Below are 24,945 nucleotides of genomic sequence, written 5' to 3'. Positions count from 1 at the left end.
TAACGAGGGCGCTCCGGTTGGCCGGTGCCCGGACCGGCCTGGCAGGGTGCGCTCATGCTGCGCCACGTCGTGCTGTTCACCTGGACCGAGGACACCTCCCCGCAGACGCGCGAGGCCACGGTCGCCGCGCTCGGCCGGCTGCCCGAGGAGGTCGGTGGGATGACCTCCTTCGCGGTCGGTCCCGACGCCGGGCTCGTGGACGGGAACGCGCACACCGCACTGGTGGCCGACTTCCCCGACGTCGAGGCGTTCCGTGCCTACGCCGCCGACCCCCGGCACCTGGCGGTGATCGCCGAGCACGTGAAGCCGCACCTGGCGAGCCGGTCGGCGGTCCAGTACGAGGTCTGAGGCCGGGAGACCGGCCACTCGGGTGGGGTGCACGCCGGGAGGGTGCGCCAGGCGGTGACCGCTCTGCCGGCCGCCGTCCACAGCCGGCGCCGCTGTCCACAACGTCGCTCCGGCGGGCCCGGATCGGCACCGGGCGAACCAGGGTCGAGCCCATGACCGATCCGCAGGAGCCCCTGACCATCCGTCTCTCCGACCCCGGGGAGGTGGTCTCGGCGCTGCCGCACCTGCTCGGCTTCCGGCCGCGCGAGTCGCTGGTGCTGTTGAGCCTGCGCGAGTCGCCGGGCCAGCGGGTGGGGCTCACCGCCCGGGTCGACCTGCCGCCGCCCGAGCACCGCAGCCAGGTCGTCTCCGGCCTGGTGCGCTCGCTGCTCACCGACGGGCCGACGGCAGCGCTCCTGGTGGTCGTCTCCGAGGCCGCCGACGAGCCGGCGACCCCGGGCGGCTGGCCTGACGCCCTCCAGCCGGCCCCGGCCGAGGACCTCGCGCACCGGGAGCTCGTCCACGAGGTCGTGCTGGCGCTGGACGCCGTGGGCGTCCCGCTCCGTCAGGCCCTCCTGGTCCGGCGGGAGCGCTGGTGGTCCTACGACTGCCCGGCGGCGTGCTGCGCGCCGGAGGCGGGCACCCCGCTGCCCACCGGCACCAGCGAGCTCGCCGTGGCCAGCGTGGTCGACGGGCAGGTGGTGGAGGAGGAGCGGGCAGCGCTGGTCCGGCGGATCGCACCGGTCGGCTTCCTGGCGGCGGAGGCGATGGCCCGGGCCTGCGACGAGGTGGGCGACGCGCTGGCGCAGCGGACGGCCGAGCTGGGCTGGGACGTCCTCGTGGAGGAGGGCTGGGCGGCCGTGCTGGCGGCGGTCGAGGCAGCCGGCCCCGGCGAGCACGGGGGTGCGGGCGCGCGGCTGTCGGACCACGAGGTGGCCCGGCTGGCCTGGGGACTGCGTGACCACGACCTGCGGGACCGGGCCCTCACCCTCGCGCTGGGGGAGTCCGCGGCGGCCGCCGAGGCGCTGTGGACCGAGCTGACCCGTCGGTCGCCGGCGCCGCTGGACGCGGCGCCGGCGACCCTGCTGGCGGTCAGCGCATGGGTGCGCGGCGGCGGGGCGCTGGCCAACGTCGCGCTGGAGCGAGCCCTGCGCAGCGAGCCCAGCTACACCTTCGCCGGGTTGCTGCGTTCGGCGCTGGACGCCTGCCTCGCCCCGGCCGAGATGCGCCGGCTCATCCGGCAGGCCAGCGCGCCGCTCGACACCCGGTGGTGAGCGGCCACGGTGCCCTCAGAGCAGCTCCGGACGCCGCCACTCCTCGCCGAGCACGTGCTCGGCGAGGAAGGCCAGCACGGTCTCGTACCAGACCGCCGCGTTCCCCGGGGTGAGCACCCAGTGGTTCTCGTCCGGGAAGTACAGGAACTTCGACGGCACCCCACGCTTCTGCAGGTCGTACCAGAGCCGCAGGCCCTCGCCGATCGGCACGCGGTAGTCCTTGTCGCCGTGGATGACCAGCATCGGCGTCCGGATCGCGTCGGCGTAGCGGTGCGGGGAGTTCTGCTCGTACCGCTTCGGCTCGGTCAGCGGGTCGCCGAACTCCTTCTCCCAGTAGTACGCAGCGTCGGTCGCCCCGATGAACCCGTCCAGGTGCCACAGGCTGGCGTGGGTGACGATCGCCCGGAAGCGGTCGGTCTGGGTGGCGATCCAGTTGGCCATGTACCCGCCGAACGAGCCGCCCATGGCCGCTGTCCGGGTCTGGTCGATCTCCGGGAGCGCCTCCGCGGCGTCCACCGCCGCCATCAGGTCGGTGTACGGCGCGTCGCCCCACTCACCCCAGCCGCGACGCACGAAGTCCTGACCGAACCCCTGCGACAGCGCCGGGTTGGGCAGCAGCACGGCGTACCCCCGGGCGGCGAGCACCCACGGCGTCCAGCGCCAGGACCAGGAGTTCCAGCTCATCAGCGGGCCGCCGTGCACCCACAGCACCAGCGGCGCCGGGTTGGTCGCGTCGGCGCCCTCGGGGAGCACCAGCCACGACTGGACCCGGGTGCCGTCGGCCGCGGTGGCGTCCAGCTCGCGCAGCGTCCCGGGGAAGCTGCTGATCGTGCCCGGGTTCGGCAGCGCGGCCGGGTCCTGCCCCGGGGCGTGCGGGTCCAGCCGCACCGGCACCGGCGGGGTGTCGTAGCCGGAACGCAGGGCGTAGAGCGCACTGCCGTCCCGGGCGACCTGCAGGTCGCTGTAGGCGCCCTGGTCGCTCAGCCGCACCGGTGGGCTGCCGTCCAGCGCGGCCCGGAAGACCGCGTGCCGGCCGTCGTCGTCGGCCAGGAAGTACACGGCCGTGCCGTCGGCGGAGAACTGCGGCGCGCTGGGCCAGCGGTCGAACCCGGGGGTCAGCTCCCGGGTCTCGGCGGTGGTGACGTCGACCAGCAGCAGCGTGTGGTCCGGCGGCTCGGCGTAGGTGGAGGCGGACTCCCGGTCGCACACCACCCGCCGGGAGTCGGGGGAGAAGTGGGCGGCGGAGATGTCGGCCAGCGGGTCGTCGACGAGGACCCGGGTCTCCCCGGTCGCCACCTCGATGAGCACCAGCCGGGATCGTCGTCCGGCCGGGCCGTCGGGCAGCTCCTCGCTGCGCGCCACCCACCGGCCGTCGGGCGAGACGGCCAGGTCGGTGCCCGAGCCCAGCGGCGGGCCCGCCTCCGGGGTCAGGTCCCGCCACTGCGGCGTGGCCGCCGGCGTGCCCGGGACGGTCTCCGCCGGCAGCTGGCCGATCCAGTACACGTGCGGCACCGCAGGGCCCAGGTCGTGGTCCCAGTAGCGCACCGGGTAGCTCTCGTGCAGCAGTGCGCTGACGCCCGCGTCCTTGCGCCGGGTGCGGAGCTCCTCGTCGGCCTCGGCATCCGGGGCGCCGGGCATCGTGCTGGCGACGACGACCACGTCACCGGTGTCGGCGGCGACCGCGACACCGGTCACGCCGGCGCTCCGCTGCAGCACCAGCCGGGCCTCACCGCCGTCGGCAGGCAGCGCCCACAGGGCCGGCTTCGGGTCGCCGCCGTCCTTGGCCGCGGTGGGATCGGGCCGGGTCGAGGTGAACAGCAGGTCGCCGGCGGGGGCGAACACCGGCGAGGACTCACCGCTCGCCCCGCGGGTCAGCCGCCGGGCGTCCCGCTGCCCGGCCGGGTCGACCTCCCAGAGCGCGGACTGCCACTTCTTGCTCTCGGCGTCCAGCGTGGCCACCGAGGTGACCAGCCGGCTGCCGTCGGGAGAGAGGGCCAGGCCGCCGAGCCGGGGGAGAGCGACGAAGTCCGCGATCCGGTGGAACGGGCTGGGCGGGGTGTCGTCGCTCTGCTCGAGCGGAGCTGCGGTGTCGCTCACCGGGGCCTTCTCTCTGCGCGTCCGGACAGGTCGCACCGGAGCCTAGTGAGAAGGGCGCGAGGTCGTGAGCCCAGCGAACGACCTCCCTGCGGTCAGCCGACCCCGGCGGTCGCCTCGGCCGCCTCGACCGGGGACAGCTCCTCGTCGACCGCGCTGACGAAGACGTGCTGGGCGACCCCGGGCTGCAGGGCGACGCCGTCGACCAGCACCGCACCGTCGGTCAGCGTGGCGGTGACCGTCGAGCCCGGCCGCACGCCGTGGTCGGCCAGCGAGCGCAGCAGCGGGGCGTCCTCCTGCAGCTGCTCGCTGATCCGCCGGACGACGACCTGCCGGCCCTCGGGGGTCGCGGTCGCTGACAGCAGGGTCAGCGCGTCGAGCACCGCCGAGGTGTCGCCGCCCAGGGCGTCCAGGCCGGGGATCGGGTTGCCGAACGGCGAGACCGTCGGGTTGCCGAGCAGGCTGAGCAGCTTGCGCTCCACCGCCTCGCTCATCACGTGCTCCCAGCGGCAGGCCTCTTCGTGCACGTCGGCGTAGTCGAGCCCGATGACGTCGACCAGCAGGCACTCGGCCAGCCGGTGCTTGCGCATCACGGCCGTGGCGAGCTCGCGGCCCTCGTCGGAGAGCTGGAGGTGCCGGTCGCCCTGGACCGAGAGCAGGCCGTCCCGCTCCATCCGGGCCACCGTCTGGCTCACGGTCGGGCCGCTCTGGTGCAGGCGCTCGGCGATCCGGGCCCGCAGCGGGACGATCCCCTCTTCCTCGAGCTCGAAGATGGTCCGGAGGTACATCTCCGTGGTGTCGATGAGGTCGTTCACGTCCACACTCCTCCGTCAGGTTCGCCCCGATCCTACGAGGGTCGGGCCACTGGACGGGCGGATCTCATGCGTTCGGGTCGGCGGGCGCGCTGCCAGGGCCGCAGCGGTAGCGTCGGGCAGGTGATGGAGCTCGCCCGCTCGACGAGGAGCACCGCAGCGCCGCGCCCCGGCCCGCCCCGGCGAGGGGAGCGCCCGTGAGCGACGCCGTGACCGTGGTCTGGGACGACGCCCTGCTCGGCTACACCATGGGCGGTGACCACCCCATGCACCCGGTGCGGTTGGACCTGACCATGCGGCTGGCCGACTCCCTCGGCGTCCTGGACTCCTCGCGGATCGAGGTGGTCACGCCCGAGCCGGCGGGCCCGGAGCTGCTCACGCTCGCGCACGACCCGGCCTACCTGGAGGCCGTGCGCCGCGCCCCGGACGACCCGTACGGCGTCGGCCACGGCCTGGGCACCCCGGACAACCCGGTGTTCCCGGGCATGTACGAGGCGGCGGCCCTGATCACCGGGGGCAGCGTGCTCGCCGCCGAGCTGGTCTCCAGCGGTCGGGCCCAGCACGCGGTCAACATCGCCGGGGGTCTCCACCACGCCATGCGCGACCAGGCCTCGGGCTTCTGCGTCTTCAACGACGCCGCGGTGGCCATCGCCTGGCTGCTGGGTCAGGGCTGGGAGCGGATCGCCTACGTCGACCTCGACGTGCACCACGGCGACGGCGTCCAGGCCGCGTTCTACGACGACCCCCGGGTGCTCACCGTCAGCATCCACCAGACCCCGCTCACCATCTTCCCCGGCACCGGCTTCCCCGAGGAGACCGGCGGCCCGGGGAAGGCGCTGGGCAGCGCGGTCAACCTGGCGCTGCCCAACGGCACCGACGACTCCGGCTGGCTGCGGGCGTTCACCGCCGTGGTGCCCAGCGTGGTGCGCGCGTTCGACCCGCAGATCCTCATCACCCAGTGCGGCTGCGACGCCCACCACGAGGACCCGCTGGCCGACCTCGGGCTGACCGTCGACGGGCAGCGGGCCTCCTACCGCGCCGTGCACGACCTGGCGCACGAGGTGTGCGACGGCCGGTGGATCGCCCTGGGCGGCGGCGGCTACGGCCTGGTCCGCTGCGTGCCGCGGGCCTGGACCCACCTCCTCGCCGAGGCCGGCGGTGACCGGTTGGCGCCGGACACCGAGATCCCGCAGAGCTGGCAGGACGACGTCCGGCGCCGGGGTCTGCGCACCCCGCCGCCGGGCTCGATGACCGAGGGCGGCTACGTCGGCTTCCACCGCTGGGACCCGTTCACCGAGAACCGGGTCGACCGCGCCGTCCTGCGCACCCGCACCGCCTCCTTCCCCTACTTCGGACTCGACCCGGATGACCCCCGTGACTGAGGAACTGACCGCGCCGCCGCCGCCTCCTCCGCCTCCGCACTGGGAGGCCGACGTGGTGGCCGCCGACGGTGGCACCGTGCACCTGCGCCCGATCACCCCCGACGACGCCGACGGGATCGTCGGGCTGATGGACCGCAGCTCCGACCAGACCCGCTACTACCGGTTCTTCGGGCCGATGCGGCGGCTGTCGGACAAGGACCTGCACCGCTTCACCCACGTCGACCACGACGCCCGGGTGGCGTTCGTGGTGCTGCTGGGCGACCGGCTGGTCGGCGTCGGCCGGTACGACCGCTACCCGGGCACCGACGACGCCGAGGTCGCCTTCCTGATCGAGGACACCCACCAGCGGCGCGGGCTCGGGTCGGTGCTGCTGGAACACCTGGCCGCGGCCGCCCGGGAGCGGGGGATCAAGCGGTTCGTCGCCGAGGTGCTCAGCCAGAACAGCCAGATGGTGCGGGTCTTCCTCGACGCCGGGTACTCGGCCAAGCGGTCCTACGAGGACGGCGTGGTGCACCTGACCTTCCCGATCGCCCCCACCGAGCAGTCCCTCGCGGTGGCGCACGAACGCGAGCAGCGCAGCGAGTCCCGCTCCATCGGCCGGCTGCTAAACCCCGGCTCCGTGGCCGTCGTGGGCGCCAGCAACGACCCGGCCAAGGTCGGCCACGCGGTGCTGCACAACCTGCTCGAGTACGGGTTCGCCGGGCCGATCTACCCGGTGAACCCGGCGGTGCGGCACGTCCGCGGGGTGCCCGCGCACGCGTCCATCGAGGCCATCCCCGACGACGTGGACCTCGCCGTCCTGGCCGTGCCGGCCGACGAGGTGGCCGCGGTGGTCGAGGCCTGCCGGCGCAAGAACGTGCACGGGCTGGTGGTCATCTCCGGTGGCTTCGGGGAGACCGGGCCCGAGGGCCGGGCTGCCGAGCGCGCCCTGGTCGCCTCGGCCCGGGCGTCCGGGATGCGGGTGGTCGGCCCCAACTGCCTGGGGATCGTGAACACCGACCCGGACGTCCGGCTGAACGCCAGCCTGGCCCCCGACGTGCCCGGCCGCGGGCGGGTGGGCTTCTTCGCCCAGTCCGGTGCGCTGGGCGTCGCGCTGCTGGAGCGCGCCCGCGCCCGGGGGATCGGGCTGTCCAGCTTCGTCTCCGCGGGCAACCGGGCCGACGTCAGCGGCAACGACATGCTCCAGTACTGGGCGAGCGACCCCGGCACCGAGGTCGTGCTGCTGCACCTGGAGAGCTTCGGCAACCCGCGCAAGTTCGCCCGGCTCGCGCGCGGGGTCGGCCGCACCAAGCCGGTGGTGGCGGTCAAGAGCGGCCGGCACGTGGGCATGACCGCCGGGCTGGCCGGCACCAGCGTCGCCGTTCCCGAGCAGTCGGTGGCCGCGCTGTTCGCCTCCGCCGGCGTCATCCGGGTCGAGACGCTCGCCCAGCTCTTCGACGTGGGCACGCTGCTGGCCCATCAGCCGCTGCCGGCCGGCGACCGGGTCGCCATCGTCGGCAACTCCACCGCCATGGGGGTGCTCGTCGCCGACGCCGTCCTGGAGCAGGGGCTGGAGCTGGCCCACGAGCGGCCCGTCGACATCGGCACCCAGGCCGCGCCGGAGGACTTCCGGGCCGCACTGCAGGCCGCGCTGGACGACGAGGGCGTCGACTCGGTGGTGGCGGTCTTCCTGCCGCCGCTGCTGCAGGGCGAGCAGCCCTTCGGCCGGGTCCTCCGCGAGGTCTCCCGCACGGCGGAGAAGCCGCTGGTGGCCAACTTCCTGTCCACCGAGGGCATCCCCGCCGAGCTGGTCGTCCGGGACGAGCACGGCATGCCGGGCCGTGGCTCGGTGCCGTCGTTCTCCACTCCCGAGCGGGCCGTCATGGCGCTGGCGAAGATCAGCGAGTACGCCCGCTGGCGTCGGCGCCCCCTCGGCGTCGTCCCCGAGCTCGGGGGCATCGACGAGGCAGCCGCCCGGGAGGTGGTCGAGTCCGCGCTCGGCGCGGCACCGGAGGGCCGCGCTCTCTCCGACGAGGAGACGATGGCGCTGCTGGGTGCCTACGGGGTGCCGATGCTGGGCACGCGCCGGGTCGAGGACGTCGAGGCGGCCGTCGCGGCCGCCGAGGAGATCGGCTACCCGGTGGTGCTGAAGTCGACGGCGCCGTGGCTGCGGGACCGCCGCGACCTCGGCGGCATGCGGTTCGACCTGGCCGATGCCGAGGACGTGCGCAGTGCGTTCGCCGCCATCCCAGCCGGTGACCCGGTCATCGTGCAGGAGCAGTCGGCTCCGGGGGTGGCCACCGTCGTCGACATCGTCGACGACCCGTCCTTCGGTGCGCTGGTGAGCTTCGGGGTGGGCGGGGTCGCCACCGACCTGCTCGGCGACCGGGCCTACCGCACGCTGCCGCTGACCGACCTGGACGCCGCCGAGCTGGTCCGCGAGCCGCGGGCCTGGCCGCTGCTGAACGGCTACCGCGGGAGCACGCCGGTCGACACCGCCGCGTTGGAGGAGCTGCTGCTGCGGGTCGCCCGGCTCGGCGACGACCTGCCCGAGGTGCTGTCGCTCACCCTGGAGCCGGTGATCGTCGGCCCCGCGGACGCCTGGCACGGTGGCCGGTCGCTCGTGGTCGCCGGTGCGACCGTCCGGATCGGCCAGCCGACGGCGCGGGTGGACACCGGCCCACGCCGGATGTTCCGCCCGGCCACCCCGTGATCCTCCGGCCACCCGACCGTCGAGACGCGGAGAGCCGGGCCGCCGTGAGGCGACCCGGCTCTCCGCGTCGGTGTCATCGCGGGGCGACGACGCTGCGCACTGCTCAGCCCAGGTAGTCCCGGAGGGCGTCGGCGCGCTGCGGGGCCCGCAGCTTGGTCATCGTCTCGCGCTCGATCTGGCGCACCCGCTCGCGGGAGAGCCCGAAGCGCTTGCCGATCTGCTCGAGCGTCCGCGGCTGCTCGCCGTCCAGGCCGAACCGCATGATGACGACGTCCCGCTCGCGGTCCTCCAGGGTCTTCAGGACGTTGCGCACGTCGCCCTTCATCATCTGGAACGCGACGGCGTCCTCGGCGACCGCGGCGTCGGCGTCCTCGATGAAGTCACCGAGCCGGGACTCCTCGTCGGCACCGACGGTCTGGTCGAGGGAGACCAGGTCGCGGGAGTACTCCAGCAGCTCGGTGATCCGCTCGGGCGTCAGGTCGAGCTCGAGACCCAGCTCCTCGGCGGTGGGCTCGCGCTCCAGCTCCTGGTGGATCCGGCGGCGGGTGCGCACCACCTTGTTGACCTGCTCGGCCAGGTGGACGGGCAGCCGGATCGTCCGGCCGGAGTCGGCCATGGCGCGGGTGATGGCCTGACGGATCCACCACGTCGCGTAGGTCGAGAACTTGAAGCCCTTGGTGTAGTCGAACTTCTCGACGGCCCGGATCAGCCCGACGTTGCCCTCCTGGATCAGGTCCAGGAACGTCATGCCGTGGCCGGTGTAGCGCTTGGCCACCGAGACGACCAGGCGCAGGTTGGCCTCCAGCAGGTGGGCCTTGGCCGCCTTGCCGTCAGCGGCCAGCAGCTTGTAGTCCCGCTTCACGGCGGGGGTCAGCTGCCGCTCGCCCAGCAGGCGGTCGGCGTAGAGCCCGGCCTCGATCCGCTTGGCCAGCTCGACCTCCTGCTCGGCGGTCAGCAGCGCGGTCTTGCCGATGGTGTTGAGGTAGACGCGCACCAGGTCCGTCGACACCAGGCCACTGGTGTCCGGGGCACGGCGCGGGGAGCGCACCTCGAGGGTGTCGGTGGGGGAGGACTGCAGCACGGTCACGATGAGTCTTCGTCCTTGCTTCGGGGTCCGGATGCGCCGCGTCGTCGATGTGCGGTACACCCCGGTGGAGGTCAGAGCGTCGGCCCGGCGTCACCGGGTGGCTCTCCAGCCGTTTCTGTCCGTGTGGTACATCGTGTGCAACGGACCCGGGTGGGTCGGTGTTCCGGAGCGGCTCAACTCACAGGGAACGTCCAGGTGTGGCGCTCCGCGGGCGGGTGCCGAGCACGCGGGGGACGACGGAGGGGTACCCGGCGACGCCGGGGCTAGACCTCCAACTGCAAGGTCATCGGGCCCTCGTTCACCGAGGCGACCGCCATCCGCGCCCCGAACCGCCGGGTGGCGACCTCGGTGCCGCGTCGGCGGAGGTCGGCCACCACCTCCTCGACCAGCGGCTCGGCCAGCTCGCCCGGGGCGGCGTCCGCCCAGGACGGGCGGCGACCCTTGCGGGTGTCGGCGTAGAGGGTGAACTGGCTGACCACGAGCACCGGCAGCCCGAGGTCGCCGACCGAGCGGGCACCGTCGTCGGTGGGGAACACCCGGAGTTCGTGCAGCTTCCGGGCCATGGCGCGTGCCCGGTCGGCGTCGTCGTCCCGGCCGACCCCCACCAGGGCCAGCAGGCCCGGGCCGATCCTGCCGACCACCTCGTCGGCCACCGTCACCGATGCCCGGCTGACCCGGCTCACCACCGCACGCACGGCATGATCCTCGACCGACGGTCCGCGCCGGTCGCGGCCGGGTGCGCCCGCTGGGCCGAGCGGGTGCTCCACACTGCTCTCGGCGCGGGACGTCGCGTGGTGCGCCGTCCGGCCGCACCAGTCACCATGACCACCCAGACGGCACGCGCGTGCCGACCGACCGGAAGGACCTCCCGTGGCGGGTGGACTCGTAGCTCTCCTCGACGACGTGGCCGTGCTGGCGCGTGCCGCCGCGGCCTCGATCGACGACATCGGGGCGGCGGCCGGGCGGGCGAGCATGAAGGCCGCCGGTGTCGTCGTCGACGACACCGCGGTGACGCCGCAGTACGTGCACGGGCTGAACGCCGAGCGCGAGCTGCCGATCATCCGGAAGATCGCCCTCGGGTCGCTGCGCAACAAGCTGCTGATCATCCTGCCCGCGGTGCTGCTACTCAGCGAGTTCCTGCCCTTCCTCCTCACCCCGATCCTCATGGTCGGCGGCGCCTACCTCTGCTACGAGGGGGCGGAGAAGATCTGGCACCGGCTGCGGCCGCACGAGGAGACCCACGCCACGGTGGAGGACGCGCTGCCGGACGAGAAGACCATCGTGTCCGGGGCCGTGCGCACCGACTTCATCCTGTCGGCCGAGATCATGGTCATCTCGCTGAACGAGGTGGTCGACCAGGGCTTCTGGTCCCGCGCGGTCATCCTCGCCGTCGTCGCCGTGGGGATCACCGTGCTGGTGTACGGCGTCGTCGGCCTCATCGTGAAGATGGACGACGTCGGCCTGCACCTCTCCCAGCGTCCCGGCAAGGGCGTCGCCCGGTTCGGTCGCGGGCTGGTCAAGGGGATGCCGAAGCTGCTCAGCGCGCTCACCGTGGTCGGGACCGCCGCGATGCTGTGGGTGGGTGGGCACATCCTGCTCGTCGGCACCGACGAGCTGGGTCTGACCTTCCTCTACGACGTCGTGCACCACCTGGAGGAGGCCGCCGCGGAGGCGACCGGGGCCCTCGGGTCGGTCGTGGGGTGGCTGGTCAACACCCTCGGCAGCGCCGTCCTCGGGCTCGCCGTCGGGGCCGTGGTGGTGGCCGTCCTGACCCTCACGCTGCACCGCCGGAAGGCAGAGTCGGCGAGCGAGCGCGGGACGCACTAGCGGGTGCCCGCCTGCACCGGTGGGCCGGCGGCGTCCGGCGTCCGGCGACCTGGCGCGATGACGGTCTCGTGACGATCCGTCCGGTGTCGATCCGCTGCCCTTGACCTGTGAGACGTCCGTGCGAGCCTGGGAGGACGTTGATCACGAGGGGGACGACGACGTGGACGCCATGGGGGCGACGAGGACCGACGGACGGCGACGGGGAGCCCGGCTGGCGGGGGTGGTCGCCGCAGCGGCCCTGCTCTGCACCGGGCAGGTGCTCGGCGGCCACGCCGCGCAGGCGGCCGAGTGCCCGGCACCGATCCGCACCGTGCTGGACACCACGCCGGCCACGGCCGACCGCACCGTCGCACTGACGTTCGACGACGGCCCGCTGCCGCAGAACACCCCGGATGTGCTGGACGTGCTGCGGTCCGCCGGCGTCAAGGCCACGTTCTTCGTGCGCGGGGACCAGGCCGCCGCCCACCCGGACCTGGTGCAGCGGATCGTCGCCGAGGGGCACGCCATCGGGAACCACACCTGGTCGCACCCCGACCTCAGCCAACTCGCCCCGGCGGCCCGGGTGGCCCAGATCGAGCGGGCGACGCAGACGATCGAGAACGCCAGCGGAACGACCCCGTGCTTCTTCCGCGGCCCGTTCGGCATCCACCGCGATCCCGCGATCGCCGGCCTGGCCTGGGACCGGGGGATGACCGTCGTCGACTGGTCGCTGGACACCCGGGACTGGTCGACCCCGGCGAGCTGGAGCTCGTCGTTCCAGCAGCAGATCATCGACCGCGCCACGTCGCCGCGCAGCGCGCACCCGATCGTGCTCATGCACGACGGCGGCGGATACCGGCAGAACACCGTGGCCGCGCTGGACGACGTCATCTCCTACTACGCCTCCCGCGGCTACACCTTCACCGATCCGGCGGGCCGCGCGTTCCCGTCGGGGTCGGGCCAGGGCGGCACCTACGTGGTGCAGCCCGGTGACACCCTGGGCTCGATCGCGTCGGGGTACAGCGCGACGTGGCGGGAGATCTACCAGGCCAACCGCGCCACCATCGGCCCGAACCCGGATCTCATCCAGGTCGGTCAGCGGCTGACCATCCCCGGTGCCGGCGGCAGCTCCGGTGGCGGTGGCGGCGGCGGTGGCGGTACGCCGGCGCCGCCCGACGGCGGGACGACGACCTACGTCGTGCAGTCGGGTGACACCCTGGGCTCGATCGCGTCGGGGTACAGCGCGACGTGGCGGGAGATCTACCAGGCCAACCGCGCCACCATCGGCCCGAACCCGGATCTCATCCAGGTCGGTCAGCGGCTGACCATCCCCGGTGCCGGCGGCAGCTCCGGCGGCGGTGGCGGTACGCCGGCGCCGCCCGACGGCGGGACGACGACCTACGTCGTGCAGTCGGGGGACACCCTGGGCTCGATCGCATCGGGGTACAGCGCGACGTGGCGGGAGATCTACCAGGCCAACCGCGCCACCATCGGCCCGAACCCGGATCTCATCCAGGTCGGTCAGCAGCTGACGATCCCCGCCGGCTGAGCCAGCCCTCGGACCCGGCGGCGGCCGGCCGTCGCCGGGCAGGACGATCCGCACGCGTGCTCGTGCGGGAGACTGCCGGGATGCCAGAGCCCCGTGCCGTCCCGGCTTCATCCGTCCCGGCGTCCCTACCGGTCGGGGCCCGTCCTCACGTCGGAGCGAGCCGCACCCGATGCTGACTGCTGCCCAGGTGAGCGCGAGCGGCGTGCCGCTCGGCGCCCTCGCGGCCGCCGGCGCGTTGATGTTCGTGCAGGTGCTCGTGCCGAGGCTGTGCCAGGAGGTGTCGCCCCGGTCCGCTCGGTTCCAGTCGCTCGCCGGCGGACTGGCGATCGCCTACGTCTTCGTCCGCCTGCTCCCCGACCTGGGGCAGCCCGTCTCCGCGGCTCCGGTCGGTCCGGTCCAGGGGCTGCTCGGGCTGCTGGCGGAACGCCCGTTCCTCGTCGCGCTGGCCGGCCTGCTGCTGTACTACGCGGTGCTCGACTGGGCCCAGGACCGAGATGCCCGGGAGGAGCAGCAGCGAGGCGGCGTCCCGACCCCGTGGCCGTTCTGGGCGAGCGGCGCGCTGTACCTGGTGTTCAACCTCTTCGTCGGCTACCTGCTCGTGCACCAGGTGCGCCCGGGGCCGACCGAGCTGGCTCTCTACACGGTCGCCCTGTCCGCCCGGTACCTCGTCGGCGAGATCGCGCTGCGCGACCAGGACCCGCGCACCTACGACCGGTTGGGGCGGTGGGTCCTGGCCGCGGCTGTCCTCGTCGGCTGGGGGATCGGCGCCGCGGTGGACCTCGGCGACGCAGCCGTGCGCGTCTTCTCCGCGCTGCTGGTCGGCTCGATCGTCCTCACCAGCCTGAAGCAGCAGCTGCCCGGGTCGGGACGCGCGCACCTCCCCGTGCTCGGCGGCGCGTGCATCGCCTTCACGGCCTTGCTGCTGGCCCTCTAGCCCGATCCCGGGTCGGACTCCGGGGCTCGATCAGGGCTGGTCGGACCCCGACGTGGGGAGGTCGGGGCAGTCGCGCAGGGCGGAGCCGTCGAACTCCGGGACGGGCCGGGCCAGCGCCTCCTCCAGCGTCTCGGCCTCGCCGTTCTCCTCGATGTCCTCGATCAGCCACTCCATCTCGGCGATCTCCTTCTCCTGGGCGACGATGATGTCGACGGCGAGCTGGCACACGCGGATGTCGTCGATGTCGGCGCGCTCGGAGCGGGTGATGGCCAGGGAGTGGTGCGGGATCATCGCGCTCATCCAGTTGCGGTCGTCCACGGTGACCTGGCTGCGGTCGAGGGCGATGCCGCCGCCCAGCAGCAGCAGGCTCGCCACCACGATGGCGATGTTGCCCTTCAGGTCCTTGTACATGTTGAGCATCCAGGCGAGCATGATCAGCCCCATGGTGCCGCCCATGGTGAGCGCCATGAGCACCCGGCTCTCGCTGAACTGGACGTGGCTCCACTCCCACGTGCTGGCGAACATGGTCCAGTACATGACGACCATGGCCGTCAGGATCATGGCCGCGAAGCGCAGGTACATCTTCGTCTGGTGCGACATCCCGCCGCCGTGCTCCTGCTCGCCGTGCTCCTGTCCGCCGTGCTCCTGCCCGCCGTGCTCCTGCTCGGTGCCCTCGACGTCCTTCTTCGTCGCCATGTCCGGATCTCCGTTCTGTCGTCGTCGGTGGAGGGGGTCCACGGACGTCGGCCGCACCGTCAGACGGCCGCGTCGTGGCGACGCTGCGTCGACCCACTCCCGAGCCGCATTCCCGTACGGTCGTGCGGATAAACGACGCGGGAGGTGCCCTGTCGGCTCACCGTGCGGGGGTGGGGCGCCCGGGCGCCCCGGCCCGCACGAGGCAGGCCCGGGGCGCCCGGCAGGAGACGCCTACCGCACGTCGTACCGGTCGAGCTCCATCACCTTGACCCAGGCCGCGACGAAGTCGCGCGCGAACTGCTCGTGGGCGTCGTCGGCCGAGTAGACCTCGACGATGCCGCGCAGGATCGAGTTCGAGTTGAACACGAGGTCGGCTGCGGTGGCCGTCCGCACGACGGTGCCCTCGGCGTCCAGGCCCTCGTAGACGCCGTCGGTGTCGACCGAGGTGCGCCAGGAGATGCCGAGGTCGAGCAGGTTGCGGAAGAAGTCCTGCGACAGCACGCCCGGCCGGTCGGTGAACACCCCGTGCTGCACCCCGCCGGTGGTCGCGCCCAGCACGCGCAGCCCACCGACCAGCAGGGTCATCTCCTTGGGCGTCAGCTCCAGCATGTAGGCCCGGTCGACGAGCAGCGTCTCCGGCCCCAGCTTGCTGCCCGGCTTGAGCCAGTTGCGGAAGCCGTCGGCCCGCAGCTCGAGCCAGCGGAAGTTGTCGACGTCCGTCTGCTCCTGCGAGGCGTCGGTGCGGCCGGGGGTGAACGGCACGGTCACCTGGACACCGGCGTCGGCCGCGGCCTTCTCCACCGCGGCGCCGCCGCCGAGGACGATGAGGTCGGCGAGGGAGACCTTCGCGCCGCTCTGCGACTCGAACTCGGCCTTCACCCGCTCCAGCACCGGCAGCACGTCGCGGACGCCCTCGTTGACCGCCCAGCTGATCTGCGGCTCCAGCCGGAGCCGGGCGCCGTTGGCACCCCCGCGCTTGTCGGTGCCGCGGTAGGACGCGGCCGCCGACCAGGCGGTGTGCACGAGCTGGGGGACGGTCAGCCCGGAGGAGAGCAGGCGCTGCTTCAGGTCGGCGACCTGGGGCTCGTCGACCAGTTCGTGGTCGACCGCGGGGACCGGGTCCTGCCAGACCAGCTCCTCGGTCGGCACGTCCGGCCCGAGGTAGCGGGCCTTCGGGCCCATGTCGCGGTGCAGCAGCTTGAACCAGGCCCGGGCGTAGGAGTCGGCGAAGTGCTCCGGATCGGCGTAGAAGCGCTCGGAGATCTCGCGGAAACCGGGGTCCATGATCAGGGCCATGTCGGTGGTCGCCATCATCGGCGCGTTCTTCTTGCCCTCGATGTGGGCGTCGGGGACGAGCTCCTGCGCCTCGGCGTCCTTCGGCTTCCACTGCTTGGCGCCGGCGGGGCTCTCGGTGAGCTCCCACTCGTAGCTGAACAGCATCTCGTAGTACGTGTTGTCCCACGTCGTGGGCGTCGGGGTCCAGGCGCCCTCCAGACCACTGGTGATGGTGTCGGCGCCCTTGCCGGTGCCGTGTTGGCTGATCCAGCCGAGGCCGTTGCCGTGCACCGGGCACCCCTCCGGCTCCGTGCCGACCAGCTCGGGGTTACCGGCGCCGTGCGTCTTGCCGAACGTGTGGCCGCCGGCGATCAGGGCGACGGTCTCCTCATCGGTCATCCCCATGCGGCTGAACGTCACCCGGATGTCGTGCGCGGACGCGACCGGGTCGGGCCGGCCCTGCGGCCCCTCGGGGTTGACGTAGATGAGGCCCATGGTGACGTTGGCGAGCGGGCCCTCCTCGAGGTCGAGCGGGTCGTCGCCGCCGTAGCGCTCGTCGCCGAGCCAGGTGTCCTCCGGACCCCAGAAGACCTCCTCGGGCTGCCAGACGTCCTCCCGGCCGAAGCCGAACCCGAAGGTCTTCAGGCCCATGTCGTCGTGCGCGACGTTGCCGGCGAGGACGAGCAGGTCGGCCCAGGAGAGCTTGCGGCCGTACTTCTGCTTGATCGGCAGCAGCAGGCGCCGCGCCTTGTCCAGGTTGGCGTTGTCCGGCCAGCTGTTCAGCGGGGCGAAGCGCTGCTCGCCGCTGCCGCCGCCCCCGCGGCCGTCGGCGCTGCGGTAGGTGCCGGCCGCGTGCCAGGACATGCGGATGAACAGCGGGCCGTAGTGACCCCAGTCCGCCGGCCACCAGTCCTGCGAGGTGCGCATCACCTGGACGACGTCGCGCTTGAGCTCCTCGACGTCCAGCTTGGCGAACTCCGTCCTGTAGTCGAACTCCGCACCGAGCGGGTCGGAGTCCCTCGACGGCTTGTTCAGCACCGACAGGTCGACCTGGTTCGGCCACCAGTCCTGGTTGGTGTGCGGCCGCTGGTCGGTCTTGGCGGTCGGCGAGGAGATCGCCGGGTTCTCGCTCTCGCTGGTGCTCTCGGTGTTGATCTTGTCGGACTCGTCGGTCACGGTCGACCTCTCTGGACGTCGGGCGGGGACGGGGGAGTGGCGGTGGGGTGGTCGGCCGCGCAGTTCGGGCAGCGGCCCCAGAAGACGACCTCGGCCTCGTCGACGGCGAAGCCGACGTCGTCGGAGGGGGTCAGGCAGGAGGCCGCCCCGACGGTGCAGTCGACGTCGACGATGGCGCCGCAGCCGCGGCAGACCAGGTGGTGGTGGTTGTCGCCGACCCGCGCCTCGTACCGGGCGACCGAGCCCTGCGGCTGGATGCGCCGGACGAGACCGGTGTCGGTGAGCACCCGCAGGACGTCGTAGACGGCCTGGTGGGAGATCGAGGCCAGGCGGGTGCGGGCGGCGCCGATGAGGGCCTCGGTGTCGAGGTGCGGATGCGTGTGGACGGCGTCCAGGACCGCCAGGCGGGGGCGCGTGACGCGCAGGCCCGCGGTCCGCAGGTCGCGCTCCAGCTCCGCCGGGTCGGGCACGGGGTCATCGTGGCCCGCTCCCTTGAAGCAGTCAAGAAAGAGGCCGGCCCGGACATCTGGCCGTTGTGGTCAGTCGGCGAGCGGGAGTCGGATGACGAACCGGGCACCCGGATCGGCGTCCTCGACGCCGACCTCACCGCCGTGCTGCCGGACGACGTCGCGGACGATCGCCAGCCCCAGTCCGGTCCCGCCGGCGTCGCGGCTGCGGGCGTCGTCGAGTCGGGTGAAGCGGTCGAACACCCGCTCCCGCTGGTCCGGAGGGATGCCCGGGCCGTCGTCGGTGACGGTGAGCACCGCCCGGTCGGTGGCGCTCAGCCCGACGGCCACGGTCGTGCGGGCATGCCGCAGCGCGTTGTCGAGCAGGTTCTGCACGACACGCGCGAACGCGTCCCGGTCCCCGGTGACCCGGGCAGCGGACACCGCGGAGGTGTCGACGTGCAGCGCGGTGTGTCGGCGGACGCGGCCCGCCGTCTCCAGCACGATGTCGTCGAGGTCGACCTCCTCCCGGGCGATGGGCACCCGGGCGTCGATCCTGGCCAGCCGGAGGAGGTCGTCGACCAGCCGGGACAGCCGCTGGGCGTCCTCGGTCAACGCGGGGAGCTGGTCGCGCCACGACGGGTCGTCGTGGAGTGCGGCGACCTCCAGTTGGGTGCGCAGGGAGGCCAGCGGGCTGCGGATCTCGTGGGCGGCGTCGGCGACGAACTCCCGCTGCCGTCGGGTGGCGCCCTCCGCCCGGCCGAGCAGCGCGTTGAAGGTGACGGCCAGCCGGGCGAGCTCGTCGCCGCTGTCGGGCACCGCGAGCCGCCGGTCGAGGGCATCGCCGGGGATGTCCGCGGCCTGCCGGCGCAGTGCCTCGACCGGGCGCAGCGCCCGGCCCGCCAGCAGCCAGGTCAGGACGGCGAGGACGACGACCACCGCCGGTGCACCGACGGCGAGGGCGGAGGTCAGCTCCTCCACGCTCTCCTCGGCGTCGTCCAGCGGCAGCGCGACCTGGACGAGGACCCGCTGCCCGTCCGGTGCACGGATCGGGAGGCTGGCCACGCGGTAGGCCTCGTCCTGCTCGCCGGGGACGAGGAGCCCGTCCTGGGTGACCACCTCCGGGCCGGCGCCCCGCGGTGCCGGCAGCAGCGGCCGGCCGCCCGGCAGCCCGGCGGACGAGGCGAGCACGGTCCGGTCCTCGTCCAGGACCTGGACCACCTCGTCGTCGTCGGTGACGGTGAGCGACGACTCCGCCGACCGGCCGGAGCTGATCGCCGCGGCGACGCGTTCGGCCCGGTCGAGCGCGGCCTCGTCGACCCCGGTCACCAACGCCGACTCCAGTCGGACGACGAGCAGCACGGCCGACAGCGAGATCGCGGCGGCGATGCCCGCGACCGCGGCTGCGGTCAGCCGTGCGCGCAGGGAACGGCGGTGCACCCACCCGGCCAGGCCGCGTGGTCGGTGGGCGCTCACCCGCCGGCGGCGTCGATGCGGTAGCCGACGCCGCGCACGGTCTCGATGCTCTTGCGCCCGAAGGGGACGTCGATCTTGCGCCGGAGGTAGCCGATGTAGACCTCGACGATGTTCGGGTCCCCGGCGAAGTTCTCGTCCCAGACGTTGGTGAGCAGCTCGGACTTCGGCACGGCGTCGCCGGCCCGCTGCATCAGGTGCGCCAGCAGCGCGAACTCGCGGGCGGTCAACGCAACCTCGGTGTCCCCCCGCCAGGCCTTGTGGGCCGCGGGGTCGAGGACCAGGTCGGCCACGGTCAACCGCGCCGGGCGCTCCGGGGCGCCACGACGGGCCAACGCGCGCAACCGGGCGACCAGCACGACGAACGGGAAGGGCTTGGTCAGGTAGTCGTCGGCGCCCAGGTCGAGCGCGTCGGCGATGTCGTACTCGCCGTCCTTCGCCGTGAGCATCAGCACCGGTGTCCAGACCTCGCGTGCCCGCAGCTCGCGCAACACGTCGTACCCGGAACGTCCCGGCAGCATGATGTCCAGGACGATCGCGGCGTGGCCGCCGCTCAGCGCCCGCTGCAGGCCGGTCACCCCGTCGCCGGCGACGTCGACGTCGAACCCCTCGGCTCGGAGTCCCCGGGCCACCGCAGCTGCGAGGTTCGCCTCGTCCTCGACCACCAGTACCCGCATGCCCACCTCCTCCGTCGCCAGGTCCGTGTCTGCCAGGTCCGTGTCTGCCAGGTCGCGGCTGAGAACGAGCTGAGAAGCGCCCGTCCGCTCTCAGCATCGCCTCAGGTGGTCCGGCCGACACTCGGGACATGCCCCCGACCAGGGGGTTGCCACGATCCCAGGAGGACTCATGAAGAACAGCACCCGGTGGATCATCGGTGGCGGCGCGACCGTCGCACTGCTGGCCGGCGGCGGCGGCGTGGCCCTGGCCGTCAACGCCGACAACGGGGACGACCGCCCCGACGTCGCCCTCACCGGCGACGTCCTCGAGCAGGCCAGCGAGGCCGCGCTCGCCCACCTCGACGGGGGGCAGGTCACCGACACCGAGGTCGGCGACGAGGAGGGCCAGTACGAGGTCGAGGTCACCCTCGAGGACGGCACCGAGGTCGACGTCCACCTCGACGAGGACTTCACCGTGCTCGGCGACGAGCGTGACGACGACGGAGCCGGCGAGGAGTCCGACGACGCCGACGAGCAGGTCGCCGGACCGGACCGTGACCTTGCCGCGGCCGCCGCGACGGAGGCCGCCGGTGGCGGGACCGCCACCGAGGTGGAGATCGCGGACGAGGCCACGGGCTACGAGGTCGAGGTCCGACTGGACGACGGGACGTTCGTCGAGGTCACCCTCGACGGGGACTTCACCGTCACCGCGGTCGAGAACGACGACGACTGACGCAGCGGACCGCAGGGGCGGTGGACGAGCGGCCCCGCCCCTGCCGGTCGGGCGCTGCGACGGATCGATCGTCGTGGCGGAGCCGCCGTGCGGCACACTGCCCGGCGTGCCGACCCTCCGCATCGCCCAGGACCCCGCGGCCGACGAGCTGCTCAGCCGGGACCCGCTGGCGCTGCTGATCGGCATGCTGCTGGACCAGCAGTTCCCGATGGAGCGGGCCTTCGCCGGGCCCCGGCTGCTGGCCGACCGGCTGGGCGTGGAGGCGTTGGCGGCGGCGCAGCTCGCCGAGTGCGACCCCGAGGTGCTGCAGCGGCACTTCGCCGGGCCGCCGGCGGTGCACCGCTATCCCGGGTCGATGGCCGGCCGTACCCAGGAACTCGCCCGGGCGCTGGTCGAGCGGTACGACGGCCGCGCCGATGCGGTCTGGGCCGACGCCCCGGACGGCGCCACGCTGCTCCGCCGGCTGCGGGAGCTGCCCGGGTTCGGCGCCCAGAAGGCGGCGATCTTCCTGGCCCTGCTGGGCAAGCAGTGCGGCGTCACCCCGCCCGGCTGGCGCGAGGCCGCCGGCGACTACGGCCAGGAGGGAGCGCGCCGGTCGGTCGCCGACATCACCGACCCGGCGTCCCTGGCCGAGGTGCGCAGCTTCAAGCAGGCCGCCAAGCAGGCGGCCAAGGAGGCCCGTGCCACGAAGGCCGGCACCGACTGAGGTGCAGCACGGACGGCCTCGCCGGACCGCTGCATCGCGCACGATCCAGTGGCACCATGGAGCACAGGAGCCGGGGGCTCCGGGGGCCGGTCGCAAGACCCAGACGCGATCCAGCCGACCACCGCCGCCCTTCCCCCGGCCGGTCCAGGGAAGGGCGTCCGTGGCCTCCAGCCAGTCCAGCAGCCGCACCGAGCCGGTCCTCATCACCGAGGCCGAGCCCAGCCAGGTCGACCAGCACGCTGCTCGCAAGAAGCGCTACGCGATCACCATGGCGATCCGTGGCGTCAGCCTCGTCCTCGCGGCGATGACCTACACCTACTCCATCTGGTTGATGGCGGTCTTCGCCGTCCTCGGCACCGTGCTGCCGTGGGTCGCCGTCGTCATGGCCAACGACCGGCCGCCGCGGAAGAAGATCGACATGAACCGCTACCGGCCGCCGGCGCCGGACCGGATCCTGGAGTCCGGCAGCAGCAGGGCCCGCGTCATCGACATGTGAGTCAGCGGGCGCCGGGCCGTCCCACCACGGTGGCGGCCCGGGCCAGACCAGCCTCCAGGACGGTCGTCGGGTCGGGGTCCCCGCCCGCCGCCCTCCACGCCGCCAGGACCCCCGCGGTGAAGGCGTCACCGGCGCCGGTGGTGTCCACCGCCGTGGCCGGGTGCGCCGGCCGGTGCACCAGGACGTCGCCGGCCGCCCACAGCGCGCCGTCGGCGCCCAGGCTGACGACGACCACCGGGTGCCGGGCCGCCAGCTCCCGCGCGGCCGAGTCCAGGTCGGCGCGACCGCTGAGCAGGCGGGCCTCCTCCGCATTCGGCAACAGCAGCGTCGCCGCCGCGGTGTCGGTGAGCCACCGGTCGATCCCGTGGTCGCTCAGCGGGCCGGTCGACGCCGGGTCGACCGAGATGGTGCAGCCGGCCTGCTGCGCCGCCGCCAGGGCAGCCAGCCCGGCGGCGCGCGGACCGGCACCCAGCAGTGTGTAGCCCGACAGGTGCAGGTGCCCGCCGGCCACGGGTGACGGTACGTCGGCGGGCCGCAACGCCAGGTTGGCGCCGCGGTCGGCCAGCATGCTCCGCTCCCCGCCGGGTTCGACCAGGCTGACGATCGTCCCGGTCGACGCCGAGTCGACCACGCGCACCGCCAGGGCCACCCCCGCGGCCGCGAGCTCACGGCGCAGTGCCTCGCCGGCGACGTCCGCGCCCACGCAGCCGACGAGCTGCACCGGGGTGCCGAGCGCCGCCAGGTGTGCCGCCACGTTGGCCGCGGCGCCGCCGCCCCGCGTGGTGATCGACGCCGGCCGGTCCGAACCCGGCGCCGGTGCACCCGCCAGCAGGACGACGACATCGGTGCAGACGTCGCCCACGACGACGACCGGGGGCGTGGGCACGGCCGGGATCAGCGGGGGAGCGCGGCGAGCTCGGCCGCGATCTGCCCGGCCAGCTCGGCGTTGCGCAGCACCAGCCGCACGTTGACCTCCAGGCTGGCGCCGCCACTGGCCGCGTGCAGGTGCCCGAGGACGAACGGCGTGACGTCCTTGCCGCGCGCCCCGGCGGCATCGGCCGCAGCCAGCGCGTCGGCGATGACCCGGTCGTGCAGCGCCGGGTCCAGCTGCTGGTCGACCGGGAGCGGGTTGGCCACGACCACCGCGCCGGGGGCGAGCTCACGCCGGGCGGCGAACACCCGGGCCGCCTCAGCGGCGGAGGCCACCGACCAGTCGACCGGGGAACCCGAGTCGGCGACGTAGAAGCCCGGGAACCGGTGCGTCCGGTAGCCGACGACGCTGACCGACAGGGACTCCAGGCGCTCGAGCGTGGCCGGGACGTCGAGGATCGACTTCACCCCGGCGCACACCACGACCAGCGAGGTGCGCGCCAGCGCCACCAGGTCCGCGGACTCGTCGAAGGTGTCGGCGGCGTGCCGGTGCACCCCGCCCAGCCCGCCGGTGGCGAAGACGCCGATGCCGGCCCGGGCGGCGAGCAGCGCCGTGCTGGAGACCGTGGTGGCTCCGCTGCGCCCCAGCGCCACGGCGATCGGCAGGTCGCGGACCCCGAGCTTGGCGAGCTCCGGGTCGGCGCAGACCCGGTCGACCTCCGCCGCGGTCAGCCCCACGTGGGGCACGCCGTCCAGGACGGCGATGGTGGCCGGCACCGCACCCCCGGCCCGGACGGCGTCCTCGACCTGGTCGGCTGCCCTGCGGTTCTCCGGGCGGGGGAGACCGTGCGCGAGCAGCGTGCTCTCCAGCGCCACCACCGGCCGGCCCTCGTCGAGCGCGTCGGCGACCTCCGGGGAGAGCACGGAGGTGGACGGGCTGGGGGAGCGGGGGGTCGACGGCACCCTGCCATCATGGGGGCACCCCGTACGGACCGGACCCCGGTCCGGACCCCGAACCGAGGGAGCAGACCGTGAGCAGCAGCGACATCCTCGAGCGCCCGGACGTCCGCGAGTCCGACACCGGCAACGCCAACGAGGTCTTCCACTACGTCAAGAAGAACAAGATCGCCGAGAGTGCGGTCATGGGGACGATGGTCGAGGCGCTGTGCGGCGAGGTCTTCCCGGTGACCAAGACCCCCAAGCCCGGCAGCCCGGTCTGCCCGGCCTGCAAGGAGGTCTACAACCAGCTCAAGAAGTAGCAGGAGGCCCCCGTGCCCCGGACCCCGCTCCGCTCGGGCCGGGACGCTGCACGGGGGCCGGTCCAGTCCGTGCTGCGCGGACCGACCCGCTACCTCAGGCCGAGCTTCTGCGCCTCGAGCTCGATCTTCGCCGCCCGCCGGCGCTGCCGGCGCCGATCGTGCCGGGGGCGCGGGGCCGGCCACCACGCCTCGATGGTGGCGTTCAGCTCGGCGCCCAGGAGCAGGGACATGCCGAGCAGGAAGCAGAACAGCAGCGCGGCGATCGGCGCGGCCAGCGCACCGTAGGGCAGGGCCACGGTGAGGATGTCGGCCACGTAGCTGCGCAGCACCACCGCCGCGCCGATGAAGAAGACGACGGCGAACAGCCCGCCGAACAGGTGCCGGTGCCACGGGAGCCGCCGCGGCAGGATCACGTGGTAGAAGCTGGTCAGCCCCAGGACCAGGGCGATGACCACCAGCGGCCAGTACACGGCGTTGACCAGCAGCGTGGCGGTGCCCTGCCAGTCGGTGGGCATGAGCTCGACCAGCGTCCCGCGGCCGAGCACCAGCAGTGGCAGCGTCAGCACGGCCAGCACCAGCCCGACGATGAACAGCCACAGCGCCATGAGCCGGGTCCTGATCGGGCCCCGTACGTCCCGCTGGTCGTAGGCGATGACGACGGTGTTGAGGAACGTCGCCGTGGCCGAGGACCCGGCCCACAGCGAGATCACGAAGCCGATGCTCACGATCTCCAGCCGGCCGGAGTTGAGGATGTCGTCCAGCGTCGGCTGGACCAGGTCGCTCACCACGGTGGGGGTCAGCGCCTCCGAAGAGGCGCTGATCAGCTCCTCCCGGATCTGGTCCACCGCGTCCTTGCCGATCCACGAGCTGAGGTAGCCCAGCGAGCCCAGCAGCCCGATGAGCAGCGGGGGGACCGAGAGGATCTGCCAGAAGGCCGCCTCCGCGGACAGCCCCAGGATGCGGTCGTTCCAGGCCTTGGCCAGCGTGCGGCCGAGCACCTGCAGCGGCACCCGCAGCGGCGTCGGCAGCCGGCCGACCAGCCCCCGCCGGGGTGGCTCCTCGGCGCGTCCGGACGCCTGCTCGGCGGGCTGGTCGGTCACCGGCGGGGCCTCGGTGGTGTCGCCGTCCAGGTCATCGGCGCGCGCCGGTGAGCTGCGGGGGACGACGGAGGCCACGGGTCCAGTGTGCACGGCCGGGCTGCC

At 73.6% G+C, this 24,945-nt stretch carries 23 protein-coding genes; 11 read left to right on the top strand and 12 right to left on the bottom strand.

Annotation, left to right across the window (positions count from 1 at the left end; translation table 11 throughout):
• The first annotated feature begins 54 nt into the window (after nucleotides 1-54).
• Both O2V63_RS11300 and O2V63_RS11295 read left to right on the top strand, forming a co-directional pair.
• Complete coding sequence (locus O2V63_RS11300) at nucleotides 55-348, top strand: Dabb family protein (RefSeq protein WP_269163856.1); 294 nt, start codon at nucleotides 55-57, stop codon at nucleotides 346-348.
• Between the two features lie 152 nt (nucleotides 349-500).
• Nucleotides 501-1,601 carry a DUF4192 domain-containing protein gene (locus O2V63_RS11295; RefSeq protein WP_269167617.1) on the top strand — a complete coding sequence of 367 codons (1,101 nt, stop codon included), beginning with the start codon at nucleotides 501-503 and terminating at the stop codon, nucleotides 1,599-1,601.
• Between the two features lie 15 nt (nucleotides 1,602-1,616).
• Here O2V63_RS11295 and O2V63_RS11290 read toward each other — a convergent pair whose 3' ends face one another.
• A complete protein-coding gene (locus tag O2V63_RS11290) occupies nucleotides 1,617-3,698 on the bottom strand; it encodes a S9 family peptidase (protein ID WP_269167616.1) in 2,082 nt (693 codons plus the stop codon).
• 92 nt (nucleotides 3,699-3,790) lie between these two features.
• The gene (locus tag O2V63_RS11285) at nucleotides 3,791-4,510 is read right to left on the bottom strand and encodes a metal-dependent transcriptional regulator (protein ID WP_269167615.1); all 720 of its coding nucleotides are present in this window, start codon (nucleotides 4,508-4,510) and stop codon (nucleotides 3,791-3,793) included.
• A 194-nt stretch (nucleotides 4,511-4,704) separates the two neighbouring features.
• On the opposite strand from O2V63_RS11285, the gene O2V63_RS11280 reads away from it, so the two are divergent.
• Together O2V63_RS11280 and O2V63_RS11275 are read left to right on the top strand one after the other, a co-directional pair.
• Entirely contained in the window at nucleotides 4,705-5,889 is a 1,185-nt protein-coding gene (locus O2V63_RS11280; RefSeq protein WP_269167614.1) for an acetoin utilization protein AcuC, read from the top strand.
• A complete protein-coding gene (locus O2V63_RS11275; protein WP_442929018.1) occupies nucleotides 5,873-8,581 on the top strand; it encodes a bifunctional acetate--CoA ligase family protein/GNAT family N-acetyltransferase in 2,709 nt (902 codons plus the stop codon). The genes O2V63_RS11280 and O2V63_RS11275 overlap by 17 nt, the downstream gene beginning before the upstream one ends.
• Nucleotides 8,582-8,684: 103 nt before the next feature.
• Here the strand turns inward: O2V63_RS11275 and sigB are convergent, their stop codons facing one another.
• A complete protein-coding gene (gene sigB / locus O2V63_RS11270; RefSeq protein ID WP_206330605.1) occupies nucleotides 8,685-9,668 on the bottom strand; it encodes an RNA polymerase sigma factor SigB in 984 nt (327 codons plus the stop codon).
• Between the two features lie 263 nt (nucleotides 9,669-9,931).
• Complete coding sequence (gene dtd, locus O2V63_RS11265) at nucleotides 9,932-10,363, bottom strand: D-aminoacyl-tRNA deacylase (RefSeq protein WP_269167612.1); 432 nt, start codon at nucleotides 10,361-10,363, stop codon at nucleotides 9,932-9,934.
• A gap of 175 nt (nucleotides 10,364-10,538) precedes the next feature.
• Between dtd and O2V63_RS11260 the strand changes: the two genes are divergently transcribed.
• The 3 genes from O2V63_RS11260 to O2V63_RS11250 all read left to right on the top strand — a co-directional run bounded on the left by O2V63_RS11260 (nucleotide 10,539) and on the right by O2V63_RS11250 (nucleotide 13,957).
• Entirely contained in the window at nucleotides 10,539-11,495 is a 957-nt protein-coding gene (locus tag O2V63_RS11260; protein WP_269167610.1) for a DUF808 domain-containing protein, read from the top strand.
• A 169-nt stretch (nucleotides 11,496-11,664) separates the two neighbouring features.
• Complete coding sequence (locus tag O2V63_RS11255) at nucleotides 11,665-13,023, top strand: polysaccharide deacetylase family protein (protein WP_269167907.1); 1,359 nt, start codon at nucleotides 11,665-11,667, stop codon at nucleotides 13,021-13,023.
• 169 nt (nucleotides 13,024-13,192) lie between these two features.
• Nucleotides 13,193-13,957 carry a hypothetical protein gene (locus O2V63_RS11250; RefSeq protein ID WP_269167609.1) on the top strand — a complete coding sequence of 255 codons (765 nt, stop codon included), beginning with the start codon at nucleotides 13,193-13,195 and terminating at the stop codon, nucleotides 13,955-13,957.
• A 30-nt stretch (nucleotides 13,958-13,987) separates the two neighbouring features.
• On the opposite strand, the gene O2V63_RS11245 is transcribed toward O2V63_RS11250, so the two are convergent.
• The 5 genes from O2V63_RS11245 to O2V63_RS11225 form a co-directional block, all read right to left on the bottom strand.
• On the bottom strand, nucleotides 13,988-14,653 hold the full coding sequence (locus O2V63_RS11245; RefSeq protein WP_269167608.1) for a DUF305 domain-containing protein: 666 nt from the start codon (nucleotides 14,651-14,653) through the stop codon (nucleotides 13,988-13,990).
• A gap of 231 nt (nucleotides 14,654-14,884) precedes the next feature.
• Nucleotides 14,885-17,104 carry a catalase/peroxidase HPI gene (katG, locus tag O2V63_RS11240; protein WP_269167607.1) on the bottom strand — a complete coding sequence of 740 codons (2,220 nt, stop codon included), beginning with the start codon at nucleotides 17,102-17,104 and terminating at the stop codon, nucleotides 14,885-14,887.
• Nucleotides 17,101-17,574: a Fur family transcriptional regulator gene (locus O2V63_RS11235; RefSeq protein WP_269167606.1), complete on the bottom strand. Its 474-nt coding sequence runs from the start codon at nucleotides 17,572-17,574 to the stop codon at nucleotides 17,101-17,103. The genes katG and O2V63_RS11235 overlap by 4 nt, the downstream gene beginning before the upstream one ends.
• A 69-nt stretch (nucleotides 17,575-17,643) precedes the next feature.
• Nucleotides 17,644-19,026, bottom strand: coding sequence for a sensor histidine kinase (locus O2V63_RS11230; RefSeq protein ID WP_269167605.1), 1,383 nt, complete (start codon nucleotides 19,024-19,026; stop codon nucleotides 17,644-17,646).
• A complete protein-coding gene (locus O2V63_RS11225; protein ID WP_269167604.1) occupies nucleotides 19,023-19,700 on the bottom strand; it encodes a response regulator transcription factor in 678 nt (225 codons plus the stop codon). The genes O2V63_RS11230 and O2V63_RS11225 overlap by 4 nt, the downstream gene beginning before the upstream one ends.
• 169 nt (nucleotides 19,701-19,869) lie before the next feature.
• Here O2V63_RS11225 and O2V63_RS11220 point away from each other — a divergent pair, with 169 nt between their 5' ends.
• From O2V63_RS11220 to O2V63_RS11210, 3 genes are all read left to right on the top strand, one after another.
• Complete coding sequence (locus O2V63_RS11220; protein ID WP_269167603.1) at nucleotides 19,870-20,412, top strand: PepSY domain-containing protein; 543 nt, start codon at nucleotides 19,870-19,872, stop codon at nucleotides 20,410-20,412.
• 106 nt (nucleotides 20,413-20,518) lie between these two features.
• Nucleotides 20,519-21,118, top strand: a complete 600-nt coding sequence (locus O2V63_RS11215; protein ID WP_269167601.1) for an HhH-GPD-type base excision DNA repair protein — start codon at nucleotides 20,519-20,521, stop codon at nucleotides 21,116-21,118.
• A gap of 160 nt (nucleotides 21,119-21,278) precedes the next feature.
• A complete protein-coding gene (locus O2V63_RS11210) occupies nucleotides 21,279-21,614 on the top strand; it encodes a DUF3099 domain-containing protein (protein ID WP_269167600.1) in 336 nt (111 codons plus the stop codon).
• Nucleotide 21,615: 1 nt separating this feature from the next.
• On the opposite strand, the gene O2V63_RS11205 is transcribed toward O2V63_RS11210, so the two are convergent.
• Nucleotides 21,616-22,500, bottom strand: coding sequence for a carbohydrate kinase family protein (locus O2V63_RS11205; protein ID WP_269167599.1), 885 nt, complete (start codon nucleotides 22,498-22,500; stop codon nucleotides 21,616-21,618).
• A gap of 8 nt (nucleotides 22,501-22,508) precedes the next feature.
• Nucleotides 22,509-23,447 carry a pseudouridine-5'-phosphate glycosidase gene (locus tag O2V63_RS11200; protein ID WP_269167598.1) on the bottom strand — a complete coding sequence of 313 codons (939 nt, stop codon included), beginning with the start codon at nucleotides 23,445-23,447 and terminating at the stop codon, nucleotides 22,509-22,511.
• 68 nt (nucleotides 23,448-23,515) lie between these two features.
• Here O2V63_RS11200 and O2V63_RS11195 point away from each other — a divergent pair, with 68 nt between their 5' ends.
• Nucleotides 23,516-23,743, top strand: a complete 228-nt coding sequence (locus tag O2V63_RS11195; protein ID WP_036336993.1) for a DUF3039 domain-containing protein — start codon at nucleotides 23,516-23,518, stop codon at nucleotides 23,741-23,743.
• 89 nt (nucleotides 23,744-23,832) lie between these two features.
• Here the strand turns inward: O2V63_RS11195 and O2V63_RS11190 are convergent, their stop codons facing one another.
• Nucleotides 23,833-24,918 (bottom strand): YihY/virulence factor BrkB family protein, encoded by a 1,086-nt coding sequence (locus O2V63_RS11190; protein WP_269167597.1) that lies wholly within the window; start codon nucleotides 24,916-24,918, stop codon nucleotides 23,833-23,835.
• Nucleotides 24,919-24,945: the final 27 nt, after the last annotated feature.

The organism is Modestobacter sp. VKM Ac-2977, from assembly GCF_026968045.1.
In the GTDB taxonomy this organism is placed as follows: Bacteria; Actinomycetota; Actinomycetes; order Mycobacteriales; family Geodermatophilaceae; genus Modestobacter.
The sequence above is the reverse complement of the archived record's forward strand: the minus strand, read 5'-3'. Positions and strand labels throughout refer to the sequence as shown.

Excerpts from the sequence above, each read along its gene's own strand:
- O2V63_RS11295 (WP_269167617.1), top strand. The coding sequence starts at position 501 with ATGACCGATCCGCAGGAGCCCCTGACCATCCGTCTCTCCGACCCCGGG.
- O2V63_RS11225 (WP_269167604.1), bottom strand. The coding sequence starts at position 19,700 with ATGCGGGTACTGGTGGTCGAGGACGAGGCGAACCTCGCAGCTGCGGTG.
- O2V63_RS11250 (WP_269167609.1), top strand. The coding sequence starts at position 13,193 with ATGCTGACTGCTGCCCAGGTGAGCGCGAGCGGCGTGCCGCTCGGCGCC.
- O2V63_RS11275 (WP_442929018.1), top strand. The coding sequence starts at position 5,873 with ATGACCCCCGTGACTGAGGAACTGACCGCGCCGCCGCCGCCTCCTCCG.
- O2V63_RS11220 (WP_269167603.1), top strand. The coding sequence starts at position 19,870 with ATGAAGAACAGCACCCGGTGGATCATCGGTGGCGGCGCGACCGTCGCA.
- O2V63_RS11245 (WP_269167608.1), bottom strand. The coding sequence starts at position 14,653 with ATGGCGACGAAGAAGGACGTCGAGGGCACCGAGCAGGAGCACGGCGGG.
- O2V63_RS11255 (WP_269167907.1), top strand. The coding sequence starts at position 11,665 with ATGGGGGCGACGAGGACCGACGGACGGCGACGGGGAGCCCGGCTGGCG.
- O2V63_RS11300 (WP_269163856.1), top strand. The coding sequence starts at position 55 with ATGCTGCGCCACGTCGTGCTGTTCACCTGGACCGAGGACACCTCCCCG.